A 21,019-nucleotide genomic window follows, 5' to 3' on the forward strand; every position below is an offset into this window, starting at 1 on the left:
TGTGAACTTTAAATTAATTTCTTTTGAGCCATGAACAGTAATTTATGTCTGGATTTCTATTTGTATTAATTGTAACGAGGTGACAAGAGATATTCATTTTTTATAACAACTAAATTAGGAATAAAAACGATGACGAATGACAATAAAAATAATGATTGGCACCTGACCAATGACCTTAAGAAGCAAGAGCAAAAAGATTTTTTATTAAATCAAGCGAACTTTGAGCGGTTAATGCAAGTACAGCGTGATATTGAAGCTGAAACTGAAATGAGGCCTACCTTTAAAAAATTGATTAATGCATTAGTGACCGAAGAGGCGCTCTCACGTGTGAAACAACAATTGATTGAACAAATAAGAGGTTAGTTGATGAGATTGTATTTGAACTTAAAACGACAATAAGGAGAACTATAAAAGCAAAGACCGTTGTAATTAAAGAAAAGCACTAGTTGAAGTAACTACTGATTTACCTCTGACTATAGAGCCTTGTGACCATGTCAAGGATCATCTTTTGTATGACCTGCTCTGTCAACACTAAACAAAGTACTAGGTAAAGGTAGTGATGTTTCATAAATGAAGAGGGCGAGAAGTGGGTAGATTAGGTCACTTGAGAGAGATAGCAATTAGGCATCTTTCTCTGATAAAAACGGGCTCACATCAAAAAAGAACATATCGAAAAAATGTTGTGCTACGTTTCATCAATACGTTATACGCTTGTAGCCCTATTCCGCCTAATTGGTATGGGCTAACCAAGGATCACTTATTGAAGGTCATTATACAGTGGCAAAGGGAATCTAAAACGGACGATACAATCAGAATGTATATCGCTGAAATCAGATATTTTTTGCAAGCAATTAATCATCAACTTGAAGGTATTGATAACAAATCACTTGGTTTGGTCAGAGCTAAGCCGATTAAAATAAAACGCGTTCATGATGATTGTTTGGAAAAAGTATCTGATCCAGTTGTACGTTTTATTTTAAGTCTTCAAACAGAATTTGGTTTGACCTTAAGTGAAGCGTTTCGCTTTACCCCTGATTTGCATGCGAGAACAACTTTCTTACTACTTAGCCGTGATATGACAAATAATAGCAAAGACAGAATAATAGAAATCTATTCTGAAGCGCAAAGAGAAGTGCTTAAAACGGCCACGATTATTAACATGAACTTAAATCCAATTAAGCAGTATGGGTATGAGGGCTTAAGAGGGCGTTATAGGATGGAAGTTATAAAAGTAGGACTTACGCCTGCGGTCAACTATCGCTATGTTTTTGCACAAAATAGATGGGCTTACTTGCAAACAAGTTTGGCTAAACGTGAAGCGAGACAAATTATTTTAGAAGAGATGGGGGTAAGTGAAAGAGCGTTAAGGAGATACTTGCATGTGGGAGAGTAAGACAAAATTAAAAAGCGCAGACTATTCTATTAACCAAATAGTTAAACGTGCTTCTTATCAGTCATATGCTAGTCAAAATGATATGCGGATCATGCTTAGGAAATGTGTTCGTGATTTACATAGGTTGGGTTTTAAACTCACTCATATCAAAGGATTTAAACCTAAGCATATTTATAAGCTAGTTGACTATTGGAAACAAGAAGATAAAAGTCCAGCAACGATTAAAAATTATTTATCAAAGTTACGCGAACTGGGTAAATTATTAGAGGATAAAAAATTAGTCAAACCTGACAATAAGGCCTATAACATAGGCCGCCGTCAATATTTCCCCGAGCAGAGCAAAGCCATTCATTATATTGATTTTTCAAAGTGTTCTGATCCACTGATTAGACTTTCCATGGAGGGCCAGTATTTATTTGGTTTAAGACGCGAAGAATCAATTAAGTTTAATTTAAGTCAGGCATTAATAAATAAGGGTGCTATTTTACTTGCACCTAGCTGGACTAAAGGCGGAATAGGAAGAAGCATACCTATTACTAATCAAGCGCAACGGGATTGGTTAAAGCGAGTAGGGAAGACAGTTAAACCCGGCCAATCTTTAATTTATGAAGGAAGCACGTATGCTAAACAGCTTAATAAATATGCCTATCAAACAAGGCTCATGGGTCTTAAACAATTGCATGGGTTAAGGCATGGCTATGCTCAAAGGCGTTATAAAGAGTTAACTGCGTTTTATGATCTTAATAAAAGAGGGTGGGCGTGTCCTTTTAATGGCGGTCCCATAGCAAAAGAGATGTCCAAAGTAGAGCGAGATATCGATTTTAAGGTAAGACATATCTTAACTCGGGAACTCGGGCATTCAAGATTAAGTATCCTTAAGTCTTATTTATCTTAGTTGTATTTATTAATTGTTTTGTCTTGTTTTAAGATTAATCCGTAAGATGAAATTTTTACTTTCCACCGTACAGCGTGTTCTAAAAGCAGCACCGTGCCATTTCCTACACTTGGAGCAATGGCAATTAACTATAGGTCCTAATGGCCCCTTAATCTCATAAGCAATTTTCCCATCCAGTTAATTTATTCATCGAGCTTAAATTCCCTTTAAAGGTCTTTAGAAATCTATTAGGATTGATTAACTTTCTTTGTCAATTTATATCTGAACATGACTGCTCTATCTATGTTATCATTTATTATGATTACTAATATGCTTAATTAATAGTATTGATTAATGACATTCACTGATGATTAAAATAGAATCAAAAATAGGATAATTATTTCTTTTAACTTAGAGAATAAAAATGTTTGCTATTTCACCTTCATTAGAAATTGGCTCTTACGAATACTTACTTGATGAAAAAGTATCCTCTTATAAGCAGCTTGTTGATTTAATGAAAGTAAGTAATGCAGAACATTTAATTGATTTAGTGGATAAAACCACCGCGCAAGGTTATTTTAATCGGGTATATACAGAAATTAGAAGAAAGAAGGTAGCTGATTTTAATGTTTTTATGCGCGGAACTGCAGATTATTTATCTAAGCTTAATGATGCTGAATATCCCTTGCCACTTTTATATTATCGCGGCAATCTTGATCTCTTGCATACAAGGGGATTGGCTATTGTTGGTGCAAGAGCTGCTTCTCCGGAAGGAAAGATAAGAACTAAAAAATTAGTTAAAACCCTCGTTGAACATGATTTTACAATTATTTCTGGCCTTGCTGCAGGCATTGATACAGCGGCTCATGAAGCAGCTATTCAATTAGGTGGAAGAACAATTGCGGTAATTGGTACACCCATTACCCATTTTTACCCACCACAAAATCGTGCTCTACAAGAAGAGATTGCTAAACATCATTTACTTATTTCTCAAGTACCCATTATTCGCTATGAAAAAGGAAACCCCAAATCCAATCGCTTTAATTTTCCTGAGCGAAATAAAACCATGTCAGCAATTAGTGAAGCGACTATTATTGTGGAAGCAAGTAATACGTCTGGTTCGCTAACGCAAGCAAAAGCCGCGCTTAAACAGGGGCGAAAATTATTTATTTTAAATAACAATTTTGAAAACCAACATTTAACCTGGCCTCAAAAATTTGAAGATTTAGGGGCAATACGGGTTAGAGATATACAAGACATCCTAAATAATTTATAAGCCATGTATAACTTAATCCAGCTAGAAAGCTGGGAAATTGAGCAAAATCGTTTTGCCTTATCAGAAGATGATAATTGTTTTTATTATATGAATTATGAGCCAAACTCTGATTTGAATAAAAGTTATGAAAAGCAAACCATTGTAAACATCAAAATTTCTAAAGAAGAATTAGATAAAAACCCTAATCGGCTTTATTACAAGGAAAAAGGCTTAAGAGAAGTTTCATCATGGTTGGTAAATACCATTAATAAGCATAGAAGATTGGCGGAGGAATACTTATGGATGCCAGCTTATTCATCTAAAGCCAAAACAGACAAGCTCTATGATGATAGACTTCAAAAAATTTTATCATTAGTAAAAGAAAAAATTCCTGAGTTTAATTGGTTTGACGCGTTTGATGTTAAACAAACAGTTGAAAGCAGTAGAAAGTCTAATAAAAGAAACATTAACGAAAAGTTTAACAACCTAACTATTGATAGATGTTTTATCAAACATCTAAAAGGCAAAAAAATTGTTATTTTTGATGATGTCTTAACAACAGGAACTACCTTTCAAGCGGCAAAAGCCAAGTTAAAAGAAGTAGATGATAGCTTCTATATAATCGGTGTTTTTATTTCTAAAACAGTGCATAAATAAATTACTTATTAAATTTTAACTACATATAAGAAAGCATTAAATTACTTAACAAGTGAACAAATCAAAATGAACAATGTAGGTAACATAGATGAAAAAGTCGCCTTAGTTCCTTTCAATCCTAGATGGTGCAAAATTTATAGGTCTGAAGTTAATCGCATTAAAAGCAATATTGAGTTGATGCATATTGAACATATTGGCAGTACAAGTATCCCAAATATTTATGCAAAACCCATAGTAGATATTATGATTGGTCTAGAGGATTGGGAAAATAAAGAGTCGACTTGTAAAAATTTAATCAATTTAGATTATGAATTTTTTGGTGAGGCTAATGTTCCAGGTAGAATCTATTTTAGAAAGCGCAATAAAAATAATTTTAATATTGCGTTATGTCGTTATCAAAGCGAAATATGGATAAATAATATTTTATTTCGCGATTACCTTATCAAACACTCAGAGGCCGCTAAAGCTTATAGTTTACTTAAAAAAGATATATTGGATTCGGGAGGAGAGACGTTATTAATATATTCAAGTAGGAAAGCTTCTTTTATTGAGGAAACTATAAAAAAGGCAAAACAAGAGCAAAGCCTAAAATAATATTATCAGAAGCATCTAATAACTGTTCGACGGCCTGATTAGCATACTTATTAGACTTAATAAGTCTCTATTTAACAAAAAGCAAACTAAGTAAAGAATAATATATGACACTGCTTCACATCTCTCTTAGAGACAGAAGACAAAGTTTAATTCTTTTAACATTAAGTTTGACTAGAGGTAAAAGAGTAAATTATCCTCGACTCATTTTTAATGAATCTGTTAGAGAAGGGAATTTTATGTCGAAACCTTATACAGTAATTGTCATTCTAGAAGCAAAACTTGGAAAAGAAAGTGAGCTAGAATCAGCATTAAAAGCCGTAGTTGAACCTAGCCGCTTAGAGAAAACGTGTTTGGAATATAGATTACATAAGAGTATCGAAAATCCAGCTCAATTTATTCTTTTTGAAAATTGGGAAAGTAGAGAGAAGCATCAGGAGCACTTTGAAAAAAGCTATATTATCGAATTAGGTAGAAAATTAGAGTCGTTATTAAATAAACCTTATCAGGCTATCTTTGCTTCGGAGCTACCTTAATTATAAACCTTTAATACTAACTTAAAGCAGCATGGGCCAGAAAAAGAACTCTAACGTACTAATGATAGATTTAGAAACTTAGGAATTAATTGAATGGAACAAGAGCGATTGATATCTCATATTATTTCTCCTAAAACAGTTGAAAGTACAACTCAAAGAATTAAGGAGAGAATTAGGAAACAAGGTGATAAACCTTATACAAGCGTTCAAGACCAAATCGCGATTCTTGACCAGTTAAATCAATTTGAATTTGGACAATATTTATTACAAAACCAAGGTATAAATGGTTACTGGACACATTATATGTTAACTCACCCATGGTTTGGGCGAAAAACAGGTAAAAATAATCGTGGTGAACCTTTATCAAAATTAGAAAGTTTTTTGTTGGACCATGCACCGACAATGCTTGCAACACAACAACGCTTTGAAATTTTTCTAAGAGAAAATCAAAAACGAGTAAAGAATTATGCAAAATTAGCCTGTATTCCTTCTGGGATGATGGGTGAACTTCTCTATCTGGACTATAAAAATATAGAGAATATTGAGTTAACAGGCATTGATTACGATTCAAATACTTTAAATGATGCGAAATTACTTGCAGAGAAAAAAGGGCTGGCAAATTTCATCCAATTGGTTCAGCAAGATGCCTGGAAACTTAGTTTTCAAGATGAGTTTGACTTAATTTCAAGTAATGGATTGAATATTTATGAACCGGATAAGGAAAAAGTAAAAGATTTATATCGTCAATTTTACAAAGCTTTAAAACCTGGTGGTCAATTAGTGACGAGTTTTTTAACTTATCCACCAAATTTGACAACAAAATGTGAATGGGAATTATCTGAAATTAATCAAGGTGATTTACTGACTCAAAAAATCATCTTTGTTGATATTATCGAAGCAAAATTTCAATGCTATTGTTCATCAGAGGAAACGGATGAGCAATTAAGAACTGCAGGTTTTAAAAATATAGAGTTTATATATGATAAGGCAAAAATGTTTCCAACTGTTATCGCATATAAACAATAAAATTTATGGGACTGCTTACGAAAAGATAAATTATTTATTTGCTGTTTTAATTAGAAATGTTGCATTAGCAAATTGCTACCTATTACAAGTGATTTGCAATTATTAAAGGAATTCTTAAATGTTTGAATGTATTAATAGGCTCATAACGATTCATGACTTTAGTTTACAATCTTGGAATGACCGATATGGAAAAGGAATATGGGCTTGTATATCGCCTAATGAATTTCTTTTAGATGAGTTTAGAGAGTGTACAAGTGATGGCGATATAGACATGATTAATGCATCAGATTATATCGAAACGGCAGAATGGCTTCCTTTTGTAACAGGAAAAGATTTTACAGATGCGTTAAACTTACTTGAGAAATTTTTATCTTCTTTGCCTCAAGAAATGCTAGATAGCAATTCTATTTGGTCTCTCTCAATTTATAAAGCGTTACAGAACCTCCAGGAAATGAGAAGAAAAAGCACATATAATCTTTATAATAAATTACCAGTAACTTTGGAAGAGTTGCTTTCTAATACTATAATTTAACTCTAGCTTCTGAGAATTAATCTCTAATTATTTTCTCTTCCCTTGTTCAATTCGAGCGATGGCTAATTCATGAAAGAGCCAAGGCCGGTTTATATATTGCGAGTCAGAGGTAGAAGTAGCGGAAGAAAAAATATCATCAGATAATAGGACAAAAAATGAGCAATGCAAAGTTATTAAAAGACATGTGGCGATCTCTTTACGATCCCGAAATAACTGTCTCTGAAACAATAGAAAAATTTTTTCATCGAGATTATGAGCAATGTATTAATGGTATTGTTATGAGCAGAGATCAATATATTCAGCATGTAATTGAACAAAGGAAAAATATGATTATTAATTCCATTGATTACAAACATGTTATTGAAAAGAGAAATGAGCTTTTTGCGTTGTACTACCCTAAGGGAAAAAATAAAGATAGCCTTCCTATTGAAGCTGAAGTAATTGCTTATTTTTATTTTTCAGAACAAAAAATATTAAGAATCCATGGCCAGGTCCACTTGATTAAAGGTGATTATCCCGATGTTGATATGACAAATTAATAATTCGGAATTTTACATTTGCTTAGAGTGCCTCATAAGAATGATTCAATATCAATATTTATACTTGTAATATTTTATGCAAGCTTCATTTCATGCCTTTACAGTTTACTGGAATACGCCATCCTTAATAGTTGCTTTCAGACAATAAAGATTGGAAGTTTAGTAAAATAGAGTAAATCGAAAAAAGCCTGAAAGATTTTCTATTAAGCCTGATTATCATACTAATCAAACTTTTTAGGATGACATTATGCTAAGTCTGGTTGCCAGAAGTATTGAAGATTAATTAAAGTATGCATGATCAAAAAATGAAGGGACTACAAATTCCGTCACTTGATTTCCATTCCTGAAGTCAGGGCAAAAATCATTTATTGACCACTTAAATTGCAAAATATACAATAAAGTTATTTTTTATATAATTGGGACAATTAATTGTATATGATAAAACAACGAGGGAAATGGTTTTCCTTTTTATTAGCATTAACAGCGTTAGCTTTTCCAGGTTTAGGTCAAATTTTTGCTGGACGTATAAAGAGAGCTCTATTTTTTTCTTTAACAGGCATGTCCTTAGGATTACTTTATTGGGTTAGCGTCATGGATTATATTCATGTTGTTATTCCTTTATACGTATATGCTTGTATGATAATTTTTTCACTCTATTCCTTTTATGATGTATATAAGCTTAATTCCAGTAAAAATGGTGTTCGTTTATATTGGTATAATAAATGGTATTTTTATCTATTTTTTGCAATATTGTTTTTTATTATGAGTAACTTTAATTTCATTACAGGCGCTCAAAGTTTCAGAATAATGAATGATAAATTTTATCCTACCTTGGCCGCTGGAGATAAAGTTGTAGCAAAAATGAATTATAAATCTAATTTATCATGGTACAACCCATCAAATTCTAATTACAGAACTGGCTCTTTTATATTTTTAAAAGAAAAAGACTCTGGCCGAATGATCCTCGGTAAAATAATTGCAGTAGGAAAAAATATTTTTAAAGATGATAAACAGATTATTTTTGTACCCCAAGATACTCTTTTAGTAGCCTATCAAAAGAAAGAATACGCGCTAATTCCTACATCATATGTTCAAGGTCAAGCTTTATGGATTTTATGGTCAAAAAATATTTCTAAGATAGGTTTGAGGATTAATTAATTCAACTTTGTTAGAGCATCCCCAATTTTTCCTTAAGTCTGGTTAGCACAGTAATCAGACTTATTATGATTAAAACATCACTTTTTATAGCAGGAATTTCTCATATCACTTTTTTAATTTCTTTTCGATAACATATTGCCATCACTCTCATCGTATTAAATTATTTGACAAGCCTAATCTCGATCAATAGAGTTTATCAATTTTTAAAAGCGCAAAACTAACAAAAAGTTATGAATAAACAAGGAAAAAATATGCAAAGTAAACAGGAGCAAGTTCCAAATGATGTCAAACCCAGTGTGACAGCATTATCAGTAGCAATGGCATTCTCCCGTTCGCTTGATACAGGTTATATTTATCTATTTAGTAAGCAAGAATTAGCTTTGACACAACATTTCGTTAATGTAGGAAAGCAATCACTTTATGGTTTAAATTGGGCATTATCTGAGAGTTTGTTTCGTATGCCTTATTTCCTTCAACAATCTTTTTTTAATACGGTGGTCGTTCCAGGCTATGATCATATCATCATGTTACGAAAGCTCATGATAAAAGACAAAATTGAACGTGCTATTAAATCAGGTATAGAACAGATTATTTTTCTCGGTGGAGGTTATGATATCCGTGCTTTAGTAACTGCCCTTGCCCACCCTGATATTAGTATTTACGAATTAGATCGTGGACCAACTCGCGTACACAAGATAAAAGGATTAAAGACTATTCCAAAAGAAGTATGCTTGGAAAATGTGAGTCTTACTGAGCAGACTGATGGCACAATCTTACTAGGTGATAATTTAAGATACATCGAATGTGATTTAGGCGAGAATAATTTACTAGATACACTAAAATCACATGGCTTTAACCAAAACAGAAGAACTTTAGTTATTGCTGAGGGCCTGACCATGTATCTCAGTGAAGAAGAAAATAAAAAATTACTCGAGTCTATGGCAAAGATACTTAAAGAGAATGATGAGCTATTATTGAGCTTTGGCTCAGCAACAGCATCATCCTCAAAAATTGCAGAGGCTTCATTACAGCGCTCAAAAGAAACTTATCGTTTTTCTTTAGCACCTCAAAATGTCATTGCATTTGTTGAAAAATCGGGTTTTGCAGTGAATGGGAAATTTGTAGCGGCCTCAATGTTAGAGAAGATAGGCGATCTGTCAGCCGCAACCTACCATAAGAAAAATGCGAGTGGTCGCAAAGAATACTATTATTTATTACAAAAATCTTCACTAGAGTTAGATGAAAGAAGAAGTATAGAAGCAGTAGCAGACATCAAAGTTGATATTCCCAATAAACCAGAAGTAGAGGTAACAGATTCACCATCAGGATGTATGATCATATAATAAAAACTTGGGTTTTTGGGACAGTAATTACTTTCTATCTATTTTTAAGCTGGTAATAAACTTTTACTCATTAGGCCTAATAAAGGGCGTCTTAAGAAATTCTTGAACTATACTTCTATTTCCTTGGCGATTTCTACTATATGACCCTCAAGATCCATGAGAATCGCACTCTCCCATCCCCAAGGTTTCACTTCTGGAGGAGAAACTGACTTGGCCCCATTTTCAAGTGCTGTTTCGTATGCTTCTTTGAGATTATGAGGTTCAAAAGAAATCTGAGAGCCAATGAGTTGGTCTCGTGATGCTTTTAGGTAGCTTTTTTTTATAATATTCCTAGCAAGATTATGAGCACAAAATGCCAAAATAACCTCACCAGTCTCCATTTCTGCATAATCTCCACTTTCATGAATAAAACGAGGTTTGATTCCAAAGGCTTTCTGGTAGAATTCCACAGAATCTGTCACATTATTTACATATAAAATGGTATAAGTTAGCTTCATACATCCTCTCTTAAAATGAGTTTAATAAAAGTACATTCGAATGTATTGTATGGTAATATTGCAACAGTTAGGCTGTATTGTATAATTGGGACATTAGCTCTTTTGGTGTCACACCACAAAGATTTTTAATGGATTTATTCATGTCAGCTTGATCGTAGTAACCGGACGCTATGGCTAGATCGCTAAGTGAGGCTGTGTTTTTTTGTCGGGAGAGCTTTATGAATTGATTAAGCCTCCTTGTTTGAAGCAAATCCCTGAAAGAATAACCAAAAATTTTTTTAAAAATTCTGCCCAATTGTCGTCTGGAAATTTTTTCCTGACTTGCATATTTCGAAATTTCACCAAAATTCATTTGTGCAAAATGATTTATTCGTTTTATGTTTTCTTCATATTGGCTTGAATTAATTTTCTGTGATAAGAACTTTGAGATTTCCTGCTCAATTTTTACTGAATTGATTTCTGGGAATTCCATTAAGTCTTCAATTTTATTTTTTTCAAAATCTTGTGAAATTTCGACCAGTTGATTGATAGTTTCTTCCATAGTGAAATTAAAAAATTGAGATCCATGGCCAGGTTTAAAGCGAAAGCCCCAATAATCAATATTTTCCATGGGTTCAAGCATAATAGCTTTCGTCATCGTACCGCAAAAAACAATATCTATACCAAAAGTTTTCTTTTTTATAATAATATCAGTTGCAGAGTCAGGCAAAATCATAATTCTATCTTTAGAAGTTAAAGATGAGTGCCAAATTGCCTGATTTGATGCTGTTAGTAAATAAAGTGATGTCTTTCGTTCGTTATACATGGAATTGGCTATGCTTTTTCTGATTATTGTATCGGAATTTTATTATTCTAGCATGACAGTTGTATCTTTGTGTTGAATTTCATATTAAGGTCAAATACGAATGTGTAATTGAACTAACTATCTGATACTGAAGCAGTCGAACCATTACTCCATAATGAGCATTATTAGTGGTATCTACCCATAAAACTCTACTTTACTTTAATTATTAAATGGATAAAGTGTGTATTTAATATGTGTTTTTGGGACACTTTTATAACATTTATCCTCTATCTTAATTAAAGTTAATTGAAATTTACATTAAAGATGTAGCCTTAAGACAACTAAGTGACGCCCAGTCCTCACTCCTTTGAATCTGCATCAAGGCTTGGTTAAAGATAAATATCTTACTAAATTAAAATTTTTGCTATCTTTGATTTCTTTGAAACGTTGTAATGCGTTCTATTTCGTTATGGTCAATAATAAAGACAAACTTTAAATTTCCATCTATTTCTTTTATACAATATGAAATATCAAAGTCCACTAAAGGCTTTGTATAACAATCTATAAGACTCCATTTAAGATTTGCTATACAATGATTTGATTTAAAATTAACTATTTCAAATCTTATTAATTTACAGACATCCGCCCCCAATTTTTTATAACCCTTAAAGGACTGTGCCAAATTAATTTGGAATTTATTGTCATTTTCAAGGTACCAATAATCTTTTTGCGTAGACAATACAAACTGATTATGGAAATGTGATGCAATATTTTCTATATCTATTCTCAGTACAGCATCTGCATATCCATTTATAAAATTTTGAACTTTAGATTTTTCCATAACTAATTCCTTGAACTATTTTTATTATAGTTTACAGCTTGTTACAGGAGTGATGAACAAATTGCTTAATATTTCAAATTATGGAAAAGAACATGTGTTTTTGGGGCATTGTTCTATATAGCCAGCGTAGATACTATTTTTAAAAATCTACCTAATAATAGATTGATAAATAGCTACTTTAAATTCTTGCCTTATTTGATAAGCTGTAGAGGGAAGTAATTGCATAAGTAAAATACCTATTAATTCTTCTTTTGGATCAATAAAAAACATCGTATTCGCGCCCCCACCCCAACCAAATTCACCTGCGGTTCCTAAAATATTTGCTTTTACTGGATCAAGCATAACTGAAAATCCTAACCCAAATCCAATACCATTTAAGGAGGTTTCGCTAAAACCACCCATACTAAAATTAGCTAAGTCGCTTGGTAGGTGGTTAGTTGTCATTAATTCTACTGTCTTAGGACTTAGTAATTGTAATCCATTAAAATGCCCTTTATTTAATAACATATGGGAAAAATTTAAATAATCTAATGCCGTTGACACCAACCCACCGCCACCAGAGTGAAATGTACGTGGTGTAGAAAATATTCCTGATTTTGAATCATCAATAAGTATTAATTTTTGTGTCTTATCAAGAGTTAATTGCTTAGTCACATAATTTGAAAATTGCTTAAGTGGGTCAGCAGGAGCCAAATCAATATGTGTGTAATTGGCAGCAAATCGTTCTTGTTTATTTATAGGTACGTAAAAATCTGTATCCACCATTCTAAGAGGCTGTGTAATGTTTTTTTTAACAAATTCGTCGAATCGCTCAGCTGACATAGATTGAACTAGATAAGCAATCACTTCGGTTGCTAAGCTATAATGCCACTGAGTTCCTGGCGAAAAGAGTAGAGGCATTTCTGCTAATTTAACGATAAGATCATCTAGTGTTCCACTTGCGTGTGATCCTTGAATTCCTGCTAGTCTATACATTTCATCAACAGGTGATGTATTTATAAAATCATACGTTAGTCCTGAGGTATGAGTAAGTAAATCAGCAATGATCATGGGTCGTTTCGGCTTAACAGTTTTAAAAGAGGTAGCGCTTCCACTGTCAAACACTTCTAAATTTTTGAACTGAGGAATAAACTCATATACTGGTGTATTTAATTGGAAATAACCTTGCTCATAAAGCATCATCATAGCAACAGAAGTTATAGGTTTGGTCATTGAATAAATACGAAATATCGTATCTTCTTGCATTAATTTATTTGCAGATAAGTTCATTTTTCCTTGACATTCAAAATGTACTATTTTATCTCTGCGTGCTACAAGTGAAATTGCACCTGCAATTTTATTAGATTCAATATAGGAGGAAAGCAAACTACTTATACGATTGAGTCGGGCTGTACTTACCCCGACTGCCTCTGGCTGGATTTTCTGCATTAAAATATCTTATTTTTAAAATTTAAGCGTTAGTTAACTATGTTCTGAATTAGTTTTTAGAACAAAACCTGGAATGAATTAAACAAATAAATTGAAATTAAAAAAGCAAGCGTAGCTTACTTAATTTTTAAGTAAATGAATACCGTCTTTAGCAACAACTATTTTTTAAAATACGATAATTACATATCTATGGGTTTTTGGGACATTGTGAGCCTTTTTGATTTTCACCCATTCAAACTAGAAACTATGTATAGAAAAATATTAATTAGCACCCAACTTTAGTAGAAAGACCTCACCATTCAATTCAATCGTATCTCCTGCAACCATTTTTTTTCTTTTTTGTTTTTCTATTTTGCCATTTACCAATACAGTGCCAGCAGCTATCATGTCCTTAGCTTCTGCTCCACTGGAGGCGATACCTTCAAATTTAAGAATTTTAAAAAGTTCAACATGTTGTTTATTAATGAAAACATCTTTCATATTATTTATTACTCCAGTAACAATGAGCTGTCGCAATCTTTATTTTTTAAGTAATCACAATTGGGAGTTGATTAACTTGCAGCGCTATACTGAATAGTAAAATCTAGGGCTTTTGCAATAGGCTTAGAATTCTTTCCATTTTTCTTTATTTCAATAATACCATAGCGCGCCATAGTATTTAGCGTTCGGCTTAAATTGCTTGGTTCACGCTTTACAAGCGTTGCTAGTTCTTTAATTGATTCGGGGTTTTGCTCAACGATTATTTTTAGTAATCGCATATTATTTTCATTTAAAACTTCACAAAGAGATTTAATAGAATTAAACCATATTTTTGGTTCATTTTTCTTAGGCTTATATCTTCCTGAAGCAATTTCCATAGCACGTTGTTGAAACTTATCACGTGACATAATACCTACTTGAATAGTTTTCATTCTAATTACCTCCCCTATTCAACTCATCTAAGATTGAATTAACGGCTTTAAAGAAATCATTGAGCAGTTGCTCTGCGCTTTCAAATTCATAAGGCGTTCCCTTGTCTTTAATCGACTTATGTACGTGGTCATATTTAATGACTCGCCCACTATACCGATTTCCCTTTTTAGCACAAATAGCATGTGCATTATCAAAACCTAAAATACGTTGATTAAAATTATCATGTAGCGTCAAATTATATCGAATACCATGTGGCCTCTCCTTAGTAGGCTTAATTTTAGTGGCTTCGATTTTATACCAGTAACCATTTTCTTCTGTAAATTCAGTTCCATCAAGAGCAAGTAGATTTTCTAAGCCTATATCAGATGCCATAATATCTTATAAATATCATCTGGTGATATTTATATTATAATATATTGTCAATTTAAAGCAATCGGTTATATTTCTTAAAGGGTAAAGATATGAAAGAAAGGATTAAAACATGGTTTTTTGGGACATTTAAGAAAATCCTTATTATTTATAGAAAATAGAGTTATTAGACGTAAAAATAATCTGCTATACCCTTCTTGGATCGTTAATTATACAACTTATAAACCTAGCTATACTAAATATATTTAAATTAAGGAAATTTAGATGGATGTTAATTCCCTACTGGAGCATTTAAAACAAATCGATAAGGATTTACTCGAGCTTGAGAGAGAGTATAAATTTAATGATTCTACAGAGTCATTAAAAAAAATATTAGAAAAAAATAGAGAATTGCGTAAGGCAATATTAGGTACTTTAGAGAATATATATAGCGAAATACCCAGATTACAAAAAAAGCATTGATATTTTTTTAAAATTCTCTATAAGAATTTCGATAGCAATTATTTATTAATTGTAACTATCGAATTTTCTAAGCTTGGGCAGAGACTATGGTTCCTTGATGATAAACAATCAGCCATTTATTCTTTTCTCTTCTCCACAGTGTAGATCTACGTGTTATTCTTACCTGATCCTGAACTAAGGTATAAGTTAATAAGTAATTGTCTTTTGCAATTTCTCTACACTTAAAATCGCTTGTTTGCCAAACATCTTTGTAATTAGGATCATTATATCTTTCTAGTAAAGTTTTTATTACAAACTCTCTACCGTATATGGCGCCTGAAGCGCCGACTTCCCAGAAATCTTCGGCAGTCATAGATTCAAGTGCTTCTCTAGTTCTCCCAAATTTATCTGGGTGGTGAAAGATTGGTTCGCGTTGCTTTAATTCTTTTAAGATTTTTTCAAAATTACTCATGGCTAATGTTTAGCATTATTAATTCTTGTTCATAAACAAGTAATATGTGTTTTCGGGACACTTTTATACCATTCAGCCCTATACTTATCTTGTGCCATAACTAAATTCAATTTGAAATATATATTAGAAATGTAGCCTGGCTGAAACGAAGTGAAACCCGGGTTTCGATCCTGCGGAGCTGCACCCAGGCTTGCTGGGCTTATCAATATAATAAAAAGCTCTAAAGCATGAGGGAAAAGTAGCAGAAGTTAAGGCTTTCAAACAAGAAGTTAGATTAGTCATTAATCGCAGCAAAATTCTTACCAAAGAACTTGACTAATGGCTTTTAGGATATTGTAAATCTTTTAATAAGGAGTAAATGATGTCTGTCGAGCTGTTCCAAAATAAATTAGTAGCCGTATTGAATAAAAGTATTGAACCAGGCAAAGTAATGAACGCCTTGGCTCATATGTGTATTGGTTTGGGTTCAGAAATTGGGCAGACAGGTTTGAGACTAACCAATTATCAAGATGCTGATGGTGGCTCTCATCCTTTTATTTCGGAAATACCTTTCATTATTTTGTCCGAAAGCTCCAATAAAATAAGAAAATTACGCCAAACAGCTTTGAGCCAAAATATTTTATTAAATGATTTTACTGACACCATGACTGTAGGAACCTATCAAGAACAAATTGAAAGGACTAGCCAGACAAAAGAAGAAAATCTTATTTATTATGGTATTGTCCTATTTGGTGATTGGGAAAAAGTCACTAAATTAACCAAAAAATGTTCTTTATGGCGATAAATTTAAGGAATTTCCAATGTCTGATGAAAATAAAATATTAAGCAAAAGTGCTCAGAGTGTACAGCAAGCTTTGGTAGAAAAAGGATTAGCTTTTGAAGTGGTTGAGCTTGCTGCAAGTACTCGTACCGCAATTGATGCTGCAAATACTATAGGATGCGATGTAGCACAAATTATGAAGTCATTATTGTTTTGTATTAAAAAAACCAAACAGCCTGTTTTGGTATTAGCAAGCGGTATTAATCGTGTTAATGAAAAAGCCATAGAGCAGTGGGTTGGTGAAAAAATTGTTAAAGCAGATGCTGATTTTACTCGTGATATAACTGGCTTTGCTATTGGGGGTGTTCCTCCTATAGGACATAAACAAACAATCACTCATATTTTTATTGATGAAGACTTACTGAAATATAAGATTCTATGGGCTGCTGCTGGTACCCCTAATGCAGTTTTTAGTTTGAGTTCCAGTGATATTGAATCCCTAACCCATGGCAAGGTCATTGCTATCAAATAGGTTCATTATGCGAAAAGTATTTTTGGATAATCCTTATCAAGCTCGTTTAGAAACTTGTGTGGTTTCAGTTGGCCAGATTCAGCACGTTCATTAGAGCTTGACAAATGTTTTTGAGTTTTGTTCACGATACCTTATTTTTTATAAGGTGTGGTTTTGGGATATCAATTAATTGATAAGCAAATTTTACAAAGATAGCAGAAATAATTTCTAAATTATTTTAAAATAGATATTATCAACACCATTAAGTCTATTATGAAACTATTCATTTGGTAATTCTTTACCAATTTGCTCTACTAGCTCTATTAATAGCGAGATCATAAATAGACTTTCTATTGAGGAGGGAATGACTGTACAGACGACACTTGCCATTTGTACTAAAGTTAAAGCTAATGCATGCCCTACCCACAAGTTGGGAATACTCCCACGTTTATTATTTAATATTCTTCCATTAGATTTATAAAAAATATATGCATTTGGATGTGTACTAAGGCTCGCGTCTGAATAGTAGAATCTCATCCTACTTTGATTCACACATTTCTCTATATTAGTAAAATTTATTCTATTTTTAGGTATAGGGCTAAAAAAAATTTTTGCCCATCCATAAGGCTCTTTAAAAGACTTACCATATTTTGAAATAATAAAATTATATCTAGATATACAATCTTTAAATTGTTTTTCAGTTGGAGGACGCTGCCTAATTTCGTTCTTATAGGCCTCTGCTTTTTTCATAAGGTTATATTCATCAATTATCGCATGTTCCATAAAAGCAACTGCGCAGTCACTTCCTTTCTCAATGATAAATAAAGAAACTATAAAAATTTCATACAAAGAACGCCATCTACTTTGTGCAGCATTACCATATCCACCTAATAATAAATAAAATACCTCATCTGCTATATTCCATGAGAGCATATAAAAATTTAATAGTACATCTAATATAGGACTCCCGGCTCGTACACCCTGACTTAGAGCAGTAACAAATACTCCATACTCTTCACATAAAGTAAGTGAAAGACTAATTTTTTCAAAAAGGGGAAGATATAATTTAGGCCATTCTTTTATAAATTTTCTATGTTTAAAAGAATTAATAGTATATATATCCTTTCCTTCAGCTAAGATTTTTTCTCGTAAAGATGAGAAATTAGATTTAACGAAGGAGTCTATAAGTGGTATTGTTTTCTTGGTAAATTCTTTATGAAGAACAGTGAACTCAGTAACTAAACTCGATATTAATTTTTCAGATATACTATTTCGAAAAAGATAATCAGAATTGGTCATCTATTCAACCTAAGTATAAATGCGAATTTGCACAAATAATGCAAACTCACTGGTTAATGTATTTATATAGTGTAGTCTTTCCAACACCAACCATCTTACAAATGGATTGAATTGAATGCTTCTTATTAGCATACAAGGTTTTAACTAATTCTTTTTGCTCATTACTCAGCTTTTCAGGCCGCCCACCTTGTCGACCTCTAGCTCTTGCAGCTTCAAGACCAGCTAAAGTTCGTTCCTTAATTAAATTACGCTCAAATTCTGATAGTGCACCAAAAACATGTATTTTAGGGACATTATCAGCGAAACTTCTATGTTTGTGCGGAGACTATTGTTCCTTGATGATAAACAATCAGCCATCTATTCTTTTCTCTTCGCCATAGTGTGGATCTACGTGTTACCCTTGCTTGATCCTGAACTAAGGTATAAGTTAATAAGTAATTGTCTTTTGCAATTTCTCTACACTTAAAATCGCTTGTTTGCCAATCATCTTTGTAATTAGGATCATTATACCTTTCAAGTAAAGTTTTTATCACAAAATCTCTATCATATATGGCACCTGAAGCACCGACTTCCCAGAAATCTTCGACTGTCATTGATTCAAGCACCTCTCTTGTATTTCCAAATTTATCTGGGTGATGAAAGATTGGTTCACGTTGTTTCAATTCTTCTAAAATATTTTTTAGATTATTCACGACTCATACTCGATATCATTAATTTGTATATAGTGACATTAACTCGTTTTCTTAAACAAGTAATATGGGGTTTTGAGACAAACAGTTCCTTTATATTGAAGTGGTTTTAATTTAAACATATCATGATTCTAAATACTCTTTTAAATCGAATTGAGATAAATAAGTGATAAAAACTAACCGTCTTATTATTCGCCCACCAAAACAAGGTGATGCTAAGCCTCTAAATGAAGCAATTAACCGCTCTTTAGCAGAAATTTCTCGCTGGATGCCTTGGGCATCAGATCCCAGCTTAAAGACAACCGAAGATTTTATTGAAAAAGGTATCCAGCAATGGGTTAAAGAAGATCAGACAGAGTTTCCTATGATCATTGAACTCAAATCGAATAACCGCATAATTAGTGCTAGCGGATTCAATGAAAAAAGTCAACCTGATGTACCAATGTTCGAAATTGGTTATTGGATAGATAGCCAATATTCTGGAAATGGCTATATAACTGAAGCTGTAAACGCTATTACACAATATGCTTTTGACAGGTATAGAGCTGTTCGCGTACAAATCTGCACACAGTTAGATAATAATAAAAGTAGTTCCGTTGCCAAACGCTGTGGATTTATCCAAGAAGCTATTTTAAAAAATTATCGCTTAGACTGTGTAAGTAAAAAACCATGTGATGAAGTCATTTGGGCTTGTTTTTCAATACATCAACTTTCCTTTTTAACGCCAATGACTATTGAATGACTTAACTATAGGTTTTTGGGACAGATTTACAATATTGTAGAGAATTCAATTTATTATAATAATTAAGCATTTTTTTATTGATATAGGGCTTTTTCTAATTTTTTTAGGCATGTGTTTTAAAATATTGTTTGATATAGCATTTAATTCTATTGAGCATAATATTTATAAAAAGTTAAAGTTTTTTATAGAATAAATTTTTAATTAGTAAACTAACCTTAGAGTATTCGTAGTAGTATTAAACTCCATAAGTAAGCAATGTTGCCCATAGGTAATCGGATTATATGGAGGGTTAAGTATTAAATGTATAAACTTCTCTGGCGCCTTTTCTATTAATTTTTCATATTTACTTCCAAAAGGTTCAGATTTTTCCATATAGGTTCTACACCAACCTGAAAACCAATCACTCATTAATTCAAAAATTTCATTTTTAGGATCATTAGGTATTTCTAATTGAATCTTTATACCTATATTAGATAATAAGAAGTTAACTAATGAAACTCCTGTTACTGGCACGGCTGTATCATACGAATCCGACGCGAACCAGTCACTTAAAATTTTTCCCTCAAATTCAAACATAGAATTTAGCATTCTTAAACCTTCAAAAGCCCAAATTAACCTAGCAGCTCTTAGCGCTGGTATTTTAATATTGTTGTTCTGTGTAATTTTAAATACTAAATAGTTTTTACCGTTATCATTCTTTTCTTGTGAAATATTATTTAAATTTGAAGAATAAAAACCCTGAGTTATAAATGATATATCTGATTCTGTTGATGAAATACAATACACTTTAAAATCGATGTCATGAATATTCTTATTTATGTTCTCAATAAATGTTTCTCTAACTTTTTGTTTTCGCCTTCCTCTCACGCTTTCTGAACTCCATTTATGAAACACTTGACATCGATTTTGTGGAATTAGCTTTTTTATCCAGCTCAGAGCATGCTCTTTATCTCGAAAGCAACAAAAACACATAGTATGGTAAGAGTTAGGTTTAAACTCTAGATTTTCTTGCGGGTTAGAGTCGAGAGTATAAAACATTTTGCTTCCTTTTAATTTTGCCTAGTTTTTCATCCATTAATGTATTTATAAAGTGTAGCCTTTCTACTCCAACCATCTTGCAAATTGACTGGATTGAATGCTTTTTATTAGCATAAAGTGTTTTGACTAATCCTTTTGTTCGTAAAGTCTAAAATAGTTATTTAAGATGAACGTTGATTAATATACAGAGTTTCCGAACCGAGTTTAAAGCTAACTTTGATATTTTTGATAGGTAGCCTGATGCGTCCAGAAACCCATCGTATTATAAATTTAATAAAGCCTAAAAATCTTCTTTATTTAACAACTATTTAAAATTAATTATTTTACCTATT

General features: G+C 32.4%; 28 protein-coding genes and 1 pseudogene. 16 read left to right on the top strand and 13 right to left on the bottom strand.

What is annotated here, in order from left to right; genetic code table 11:
- Nucleotides 1-129: 129 nt before the first annotated feature.
- The 3 genes from DYH30_RS17060 to DYH30_RS17070 all read left to right on the top strand — a co-directional run bounded on the left by DYH30_RS17060 (nucleotide 130) and on the right by DYH30_RS17070 (nucleotide 2,288).
- Entirely contained in the window at nucleotides 130-363 is a 234-nt protein-coding gene (locus DYH30_RS17060; RefSeq protein ID WP_115332947.1) for a hypothetical protein, read from the top strand.
- A 223-nt stretch (nucleotides 364-586) separates the two neighbouring features.
- Nucleotides 587-1,393 (top strand): hypothetical protein, encoded by an 807-nt coding sequence (locus tag DYH30_RS17065; protein WP_131740722.1) that lies wholly within the window; start codon nucleotides 587-589, stop codon nucleotides 1,391-1,393.
- On the top strand, nucleotides 1,380-2,288 hold the full coding sequence (locus DYH30_RS17070; RefSeq protein WP_115332949.1) for a phage integrase N-terminal domain-containing protein: 909 nt from the start codon (nucleotides 1,380-1,382) through the stop codon (nucleotides 2,286-2,288). Before DYH30_RS17065 ends, DYH30_RS17070 begins: the two co-directional genes overlap by 14 nt.
- A 9-nt stretch (nucleotides 2,289-2,297) precedes the next feature.
- Here DYH30_RS17070 and DYH30_RS18800 read toward each other — a convergent pair whose 3' ends face one another.
- Nucleotides 2,298-2,465, bottom strand: coding sequence for a GFA family protein (locus DYH30_RS18800; RefSeq protein ID WP_115333008.1), 168 nt, complete (start codon nucleotides 2,463-2,465; stop codon nucleotides 2,298-2,300).
- A 226-nt stretch (nucleotides 2,466-2,691) separates the two neighbouring features.
- Here DYH30_RS18800 and DYH30_RS17080 point away from each other — a divergent pair, with 226 nt between their 5' ends.
- From DYH30_RS17080 to DYH30_RS17120, 9 genes are all read left to right on the top strand, one after another.
- Nucleotides 2,692-3,543, top strand: coding sequence for a DNA-processing protein DprA (locus tag DYH30_RS17080; protein WP_115332950.1), 852 nt, complete (start codon nucleotides 2,692-2,694; stop codon nucleotides 3,541-3,543).
- Nucleotides 3,544-3,546: 3 nt separating this feature from the next.
- The gene (locus DYH30_RS17085; RefSeq protein WP_115332951.1) at nucleotides 3,547-4,179 is read left to right on the top strand and encodes a type I phosphoribosyltransferase; all 633 of its coding nucleotides are present in this window, start codon (nucleotides 3,547-3,549) and stop codon (nucleotides 4,177-4,179) included.
- 66 nt (nucleotides 4,180-4,245) lie between these two features.
- Nucleotides 4,246-4,773, top strand: a complete 528-nt coding sequence (locus DYH30_RS17090; RefSeq protein ID WP_115332952.1) for a GrpB family protein — start codon at nucleotides 4,246-4,248, stop codon at nucleotides 4,771-4,773.
- A gap of 236 nt (nucleotides 4,774-5,009) precedes the next feature.
- Nucleotides 5,010-5,306, top strand: a complete 297-nt coding sequence (locus DYH30_RS17095) for a putative quinol monooxygenase (RefSeq protein WP_160116249.1) — start codon at nucleotides 5,010-5,012, stop codon at nucleotides 5,304-5,306.
- 93 nt (nucleotides 5,307-5,399) lie between these two features.
- Nucleotides 5,400-6,332 (top strand): class I SAM-dependent methyltransferase, encoded by a 933-nt coding sequence (locus tag DYH30_RS17100; RefSeq protein WP_115332954.1) that lies wholly within the window; start codon nucleotides 5,400-5,402, stop codon nucleotides 6,330-6,332.
- 118 nt (nucleotides 6,333-6,450) lie between these two features.
- Nucleotides 6,451-6,864, top strand: coding sequence for a hypothetical protein (locus DYH30_RS17105; protein WP_115332955.1), 414 nt, complete (start codon nucleotides 6,451-6,453; stop codon nucleotides 6,862-6,864).
- A 155-nt stretch (nucleotides 6,865-7,019) separates the two neighbouring features.
- A complete protein-coding gene (locus DYH30_RS17110) occupies nucleotides 7,020-7,403 on the top strand; it encodes a hypothetical protein (protein ID WP_115332956.1) in 384 nt (127 codons plus the stop codon).
- A 435-nt stretch (nucleotides 7,404-7,838) separates the two neighbouring features.
- Nucleotides 7,839-8,561 carry a hypothetical protein gene (locus tag DYH30_RS17115; protein ID WP_115332957.1) on the top strand — a complete coding sequence of 241 codons (723 nt, stop codon included), beginning with the start codon at nucleotides 7,839-7,841 and terminating at the stop codon, nucleotides 8,559-8,561.
- Nucleotides 8,562-8,812: 251 nt separating this feature from the next.
- Nucleotides 8,813-9,904, top strand: coding sequence for a class I SAM-dependent methyltransferase (locus DYH30_RS17120; RefSeq protein WP_160116250.1), 1,092 nt, complete (start codon nucleotides 8,813-8,815; stop codon nucleotides 9,902-9,904).
- 107 nt (nucleotides 9,905-10,011) lie between these two features.
- On the opposite strand, the gene DYH30_RS17125 is transcribed toward DYH30_RS17120, so the two are convergent.
- The 7 genes from DYH30_RS17125 to DYH30_RS17155 form a co-directional block, all read right to left on the bottom strand.
- On the bottom strand, nucleotides 10,012-10,401 hold the full coding sequence (locus DYH30_RS17125) for a VOC family protein (RefSeq protein ID WP_115332959.1): 390 nt from the start codon (nucleotides 10,399-10,401) through the stop codon (nucleotides 10,012-10,014).
- Between the two features lie 67 nt (nucleotides 10,402-10,468).
- Complete coding sequence (locus DYH30_RS17130) at nucleotides 10,469-11,206, bottom strand: helix-turn-helix domain-containing protein (protein WP_115332960.1); 738 nt, start codon at nucleotides 11,204-11,206, stop codon at nucleotides 10,469-10,471.
- A gap of 403 nt (nucleotides 11,207-11,609) precedes the next feature.
- Nucleotides 11,610-12,026, bottom strand: coding sequence for a hypothetical protein (locus DYH30_RS17135; RefSeq protein ID WP_115332961.1), 417 nt, complete (start codon nucleotides 12,024-12,026; stop codon nucleotides 11,610-11,612).
- Between the two features lie 147 nt (nucleotides 12,027-12,173).
- Nucleotides 12,174-13,454, bottom strand: coding sequence for a serine hydrolase domain-containing protein (locus tag DYH30_RS17140; protein ID WP_115332962.1), 1,281 nt, complete (start codon nucleotides 13,452-13,454; stop codon nucleotides 12,174-12,176).
- A 261-nt stretch (nucleotides 13,455-13,715) separates the two neighbouring features.
- Nucleotides 13,716-13,934, bottom strand: coding sequence for an RNA-binding S4 domain-containing protein (locus tag DYH30_RS17145; RefSeq protein WP_115332963.1), 219 nt, complete (start codon nucleotides 13,932-13,934; stop codon nucleotides 13,716-13,718).
- A gap of 71 nt (nucleotides 13,935-14,005) precedes the next feature.
- On the bottom strand, nucleotides 14,006-14,365 hold the full coding sequence (locus tag DYH30_RS17150; RefSeq protein ID WP_115332964.1) for an HVO_A0114 family putative DNA-binding protein: 360 nt from the start codon (nucleotides 14,363-14,365) through the stop codon (nucleotides 14,006-14,008).
- 1 nt (nucleotide 14,366) lies between these two features.
- A complete protein-coding gene (locus DYH30_RS17155) occupies nucleotides 14,367-14,738 on the bottom strand; it encodes a toxin-antitoxin system TumE family protein (protein WP_115332965.1) in 372 nt (123 codons plus the stop codon).
- A 261-nt stretch (nucleotides 14,739-14,999) separates the two neighbouring features.
- On the opposite strand from DYH30_RS17155, the gene DYH30_RS17160 reads away from it, so the two are divergent.
- Nucleotides 15,000-15,197 (top strand): hypothetical protein, encoded by a 198-nt coding sequence (locus DYH30_RS17160; RefSeq protein ID WP_115332966.1) that lies wholly within the window; start codon nucleotides 15,000-15,002, stop codon nucleotides 15,195-15,197.
- A gap of 67 nt (nucleotides 15,198-15,264) precedes the next feature.
- Here DYH30_RS17160 and DYH30_RS17165 read toward each other — a convergent pair whose 3' ends face one another.
- Nucleotides 15,265-15,648: a nuclear transport factor 2 family protein gene (locus tag DYH30_RS17165; protein ID WP_115332967.1), complete on the bottom strand. Its 384-nt coding sequence runs from the start codon at nucleotides 15,646-15,648 to the stop codon at nucleotides 15,265-15,267.
- 358 nt (nucleotides 15,649-16,006) lie between these two features.
- Here DYH30_RS17165 and DYH30_RS17170 point away from each other — a divergent pair, with 358 nt between their 5' ends.
- Nucleotides 16,007-16,432 carry a DUF2000 domain-containing protein gene (locus DYH30_RS17170; protein WP_242604771.1) on the top strand — a complete coding sequence of 142 codons (426 nt, stop codon included), beginning with the start codon at nucleotides 16,007-16,009 and terminating at the stop codon, nucleotides 16,430-16,432.
- A gap of 16 nt (nucleotides 16,433-16,448) precedes the next feature.
- Complete coding sequence (locus DYH30_RS17175; RefSeq protein ID WP_115332969.1) at nucleotides 16,449-16,940, top strand: YbaK/EbsC family protein; 492 nt, start codon at nucleotides 16,449-16,451, stop codon at nucleotides 16,938-16,940.
- 258 nt (nucleotides 16,941-17,198) lie between these two features.
- Here the strand turns inward: DYH30_RS17175 and DYH30_RS17180 are convergent, their stop codons facing one another.
- From DYH30_RS17180 to DYH30_RS17190, 3 genes and pseudogenes are all read right to left on the bottom strand, one after another.
- Nucleotides 17,199-18,218 (bottom strand): DUF5677 domain-containing protein, encoded by a 1,020-nt coding sequence (locus DYH30_RS17180; protein WP_115332970.1) that lies wholly within the window; start codon nucleotides 18,216-18,218, stop codon nucleotides 17,199-17,201.
- Nucleotides 18,219-18,264: 46 nt separating this feature from the next.
- Nucleotides 18,265-18,498: pseudogene (locus DYH30_RS17185) on the bottom strand (helix-turn-helix domain-containing protein); the annotation flags it as partial.
- Nucleotides 18,499-18,526: 28 nt separating this feature from the next.
- Entirely contained in the window at nucleotides 18,527-18,910 is a 384-nt protein-coding gene (locus DYH30_RS17190; protein WP_207385802.1) for a nuclear transport factor 2 family protein, read from the bottom strand.
- A gap of 163 nt (nucleotides 18,911-19,073) precedes the next feature.
- Between DYH30_RS17190 and DYH30_RS17195 the strand changes: the two genes are divergently transcribed.
- Nucleotides 19,074-19,649: a GNAT family N-acetyltransferase gene (locus tag DYH30_RS17195; protein ID WP_115332972.1), complete on the top strand. Its 576-nt coding sequence runs from the start codon at nucleotides 19,074-19,076 to the stop codon at nucleotides 19,647-19,649.
- Between the two features lie 201 nt (nucleotides 19,650-19,850).
- On the opposite strand, the gene DYH30_RS17200 is transcribed toward DYH30_RS17195, so the two are convergent.
- On the bottom strand, nucleotides 19,851-20,687 hold the full coding sequence (locus DYH30_RS17200) for a hypothetical protein (RefSeq protein WP_115332973.1): 837 nt from the start codon (nucleotides 20,685-20,687) through the stop codon (nucleotides 19,851-19,853).
- Nucleotides 20,688-21,019: the final 332 nt, after the last annotated feature.

Source organism: Legionella busanensis (genome assembly GCF_900461525.1).
Lineage (GTDB): Bacteria > Pseudomonadota > Gammaproteobacteria > Legionellales > Legionellaceae > Legionella_C > Legionella_C busanensis.

What these genes read in the sequence shown, in the direction of transcription:
- DYH30_RS17060 (WP_115332947.1), top strand. Translation starts at nt 130, where the DNA reads ATGACGAATGACAATAAAAATAATGATTGGCACCTGACCAATGACCTT.
- DYH30_RS17070 (WP_115332949.1), top strand. Translation starts at nt 1,380, where the DNA reads ATGTGGGAGAGTAAGACAAAATTAAAAAGCGCAGACTATTCTATTAAC.
- DYH30_RS17080 (WP_115332950.1), top strand. Translation starts at nt 2,692, where the DNA reads ATGTTTGCTATTTCACCTTCATTAGAAATTGGCTCTTACGAATACTTA.
- DYH30_RS17085 (WP_115332951.1), top strand. Translation starts at nt 3,547, where the DNA reads ATGTATAACTTAATCCAGCTAGAAAGCTGGGAAATTGAGCAAAATCGT.
- DYH30_RS17090 (WP_115332952.1), top strand. Translation starts at nt 4,246, where the DNA reads ATGAACAATGTAGGTAACATAGATGAAAAAGTCGCCTTAGTTCCTTTC.
- DYH30_RS17095 (WP_160116249.1), top strand. Translation starts at nt 5,010, where the DNA reads ATGTCGAAACCTTATACAGTAATTGTCATTCTAGAAGCAAAACTTGGA.
- DYH30_RS17100 (WP_115332954.1), top strand. Translation starts at nt 5,400, where the DNA reads ATGGAACAAGAGCGATTGATATCTCATATTATTTCTCCTAAAACAGTT.
- DYH30_RS17105 (WP_115332955.1), top strand. Translation starts at nt 6,451, where the DNA reads ATGTTTGAATGTATTAATAGGCTCATAACGATTCATGACTTTAGTTTA.
- DYH30_RS17110 (WP_115332956.1), top strand. Translation starts at nt 7,020, where the DNA reads ATGAGCAATGCAAAGTTATTAAAAGACATGTGGCGATCTCTTTACGAT.
- DYH30_RS17115 (WP_115332957.1), top strand. Translation starts at nt 7,839, where the DNA reads ATGATAAAACAACGAGGGAAATGGTTTTCCTTTTTATTAGCATTAACA.
- DYH30_RS17120 (WP_160116250.1), top strand. Translation starts at nt 8,813, where the DNA reads ATGCAAAGTAAACAGGAGCAAGTTCCAAATGATGTCAAACCCAGTGTG.
- DYH30_RS17125 (WP_115332959.1), bottom strand. Translation starts at nt 10,401, where the DNA reads ATGAAGCTAACTTATACCATTTTATATGTAAATAATGTGACAGATTCT.
- DYH30_RS17130 (WP_115332960.1), bottom strand. Translation starts at nt 11,206, where the DNA reads ATGTATAACGAACGAAAGACATCACTTTATTTACTAACAGCATCAAAT.
- DYH30_RS17135 (WP_115332961.1), bottom strand. Translation starts at nt 12,026, where the DNA reads ATGGAAAAATCTAAAGTTCAAAATTTTATAAATGGATATGCAGATGCT.
- DYH30_RS17140 (WP_115332962.1), bottom strand. Translation starts at nt 13,454, where the DNA reads ATGCAGAAAATCCAGCCAGAGGCAGTCGGGGTAAGTACAGCCCGACTC.
- DYH30_RS17145 (WP_115332963.1), bottom strand. Translation starts at nt 13,934, where the DNA reads ATGAAAGATGTTTTCATTAATAAACAACATGTTGAACTTTTTAAAATT.
- DYH30_RS17150 (WP_115332964.1), bottom strand. Translation starts at nt 14,365, where the DNA reads ATGAAAACTATTCAAGTAGGTATTATGTCACGTGATAAGTTTCAACAA.
- DYH30_RS17155 (WP_115332965.1), bottom strand. Translation starts at nt 14,738, where the DNA reads ATGGCATCTGATATAGGCTTAGAAAATCTACTTGCTCTTGATGGAACT.
- DYH30_RS17160 (WP_115332966.1), top strand. Translation starts at nt 15,000, where the DNA reads ATGGATGTTAATTCCCTACTGGAGCATTTAAAACAAATCGATAAGGAT.
- DYH30_RS17165 (WP_115332967.1), bottom strand. Translation starts at nt 15,648, where the DNA reads ATGAGTAATTTTGAAAAAATCTTAAAAGAATTAAAGCAACGCGAACCA.
- DYH30_RS17170 (WP_242604771.1), top strand. Translation starts at nt 16,007, where the DNA reads ATGATGTCTGTCGAGCTGTTCCAAAATAAATTAGTAGCCGTATTGAAT.
- DYH30_RS17175 (WP_115332969.1), top strand. Translation starts at nt 16,449, where the DNA reads ATGTCTGATGAAAATAAAATATTAAGCAAAAGTGCTCAGAGTGTACAG.
- DYH30_RS17180 (WP_115332970.1), bottom strand. Translation starts at nt 18,218, where the DNA reads ATGACCAATTCTGATTATCTTTTTCGAAATAGTATATCTGAAAAATTA.
- DYH30_RS17200 (WP_115332973.1), bottom strand. Translation starts at nt 20,687, where the DNA reads ATGTTTTATACTCTCGACTCTAACCCGCAAGAAAATCTAGAGTTTAAA.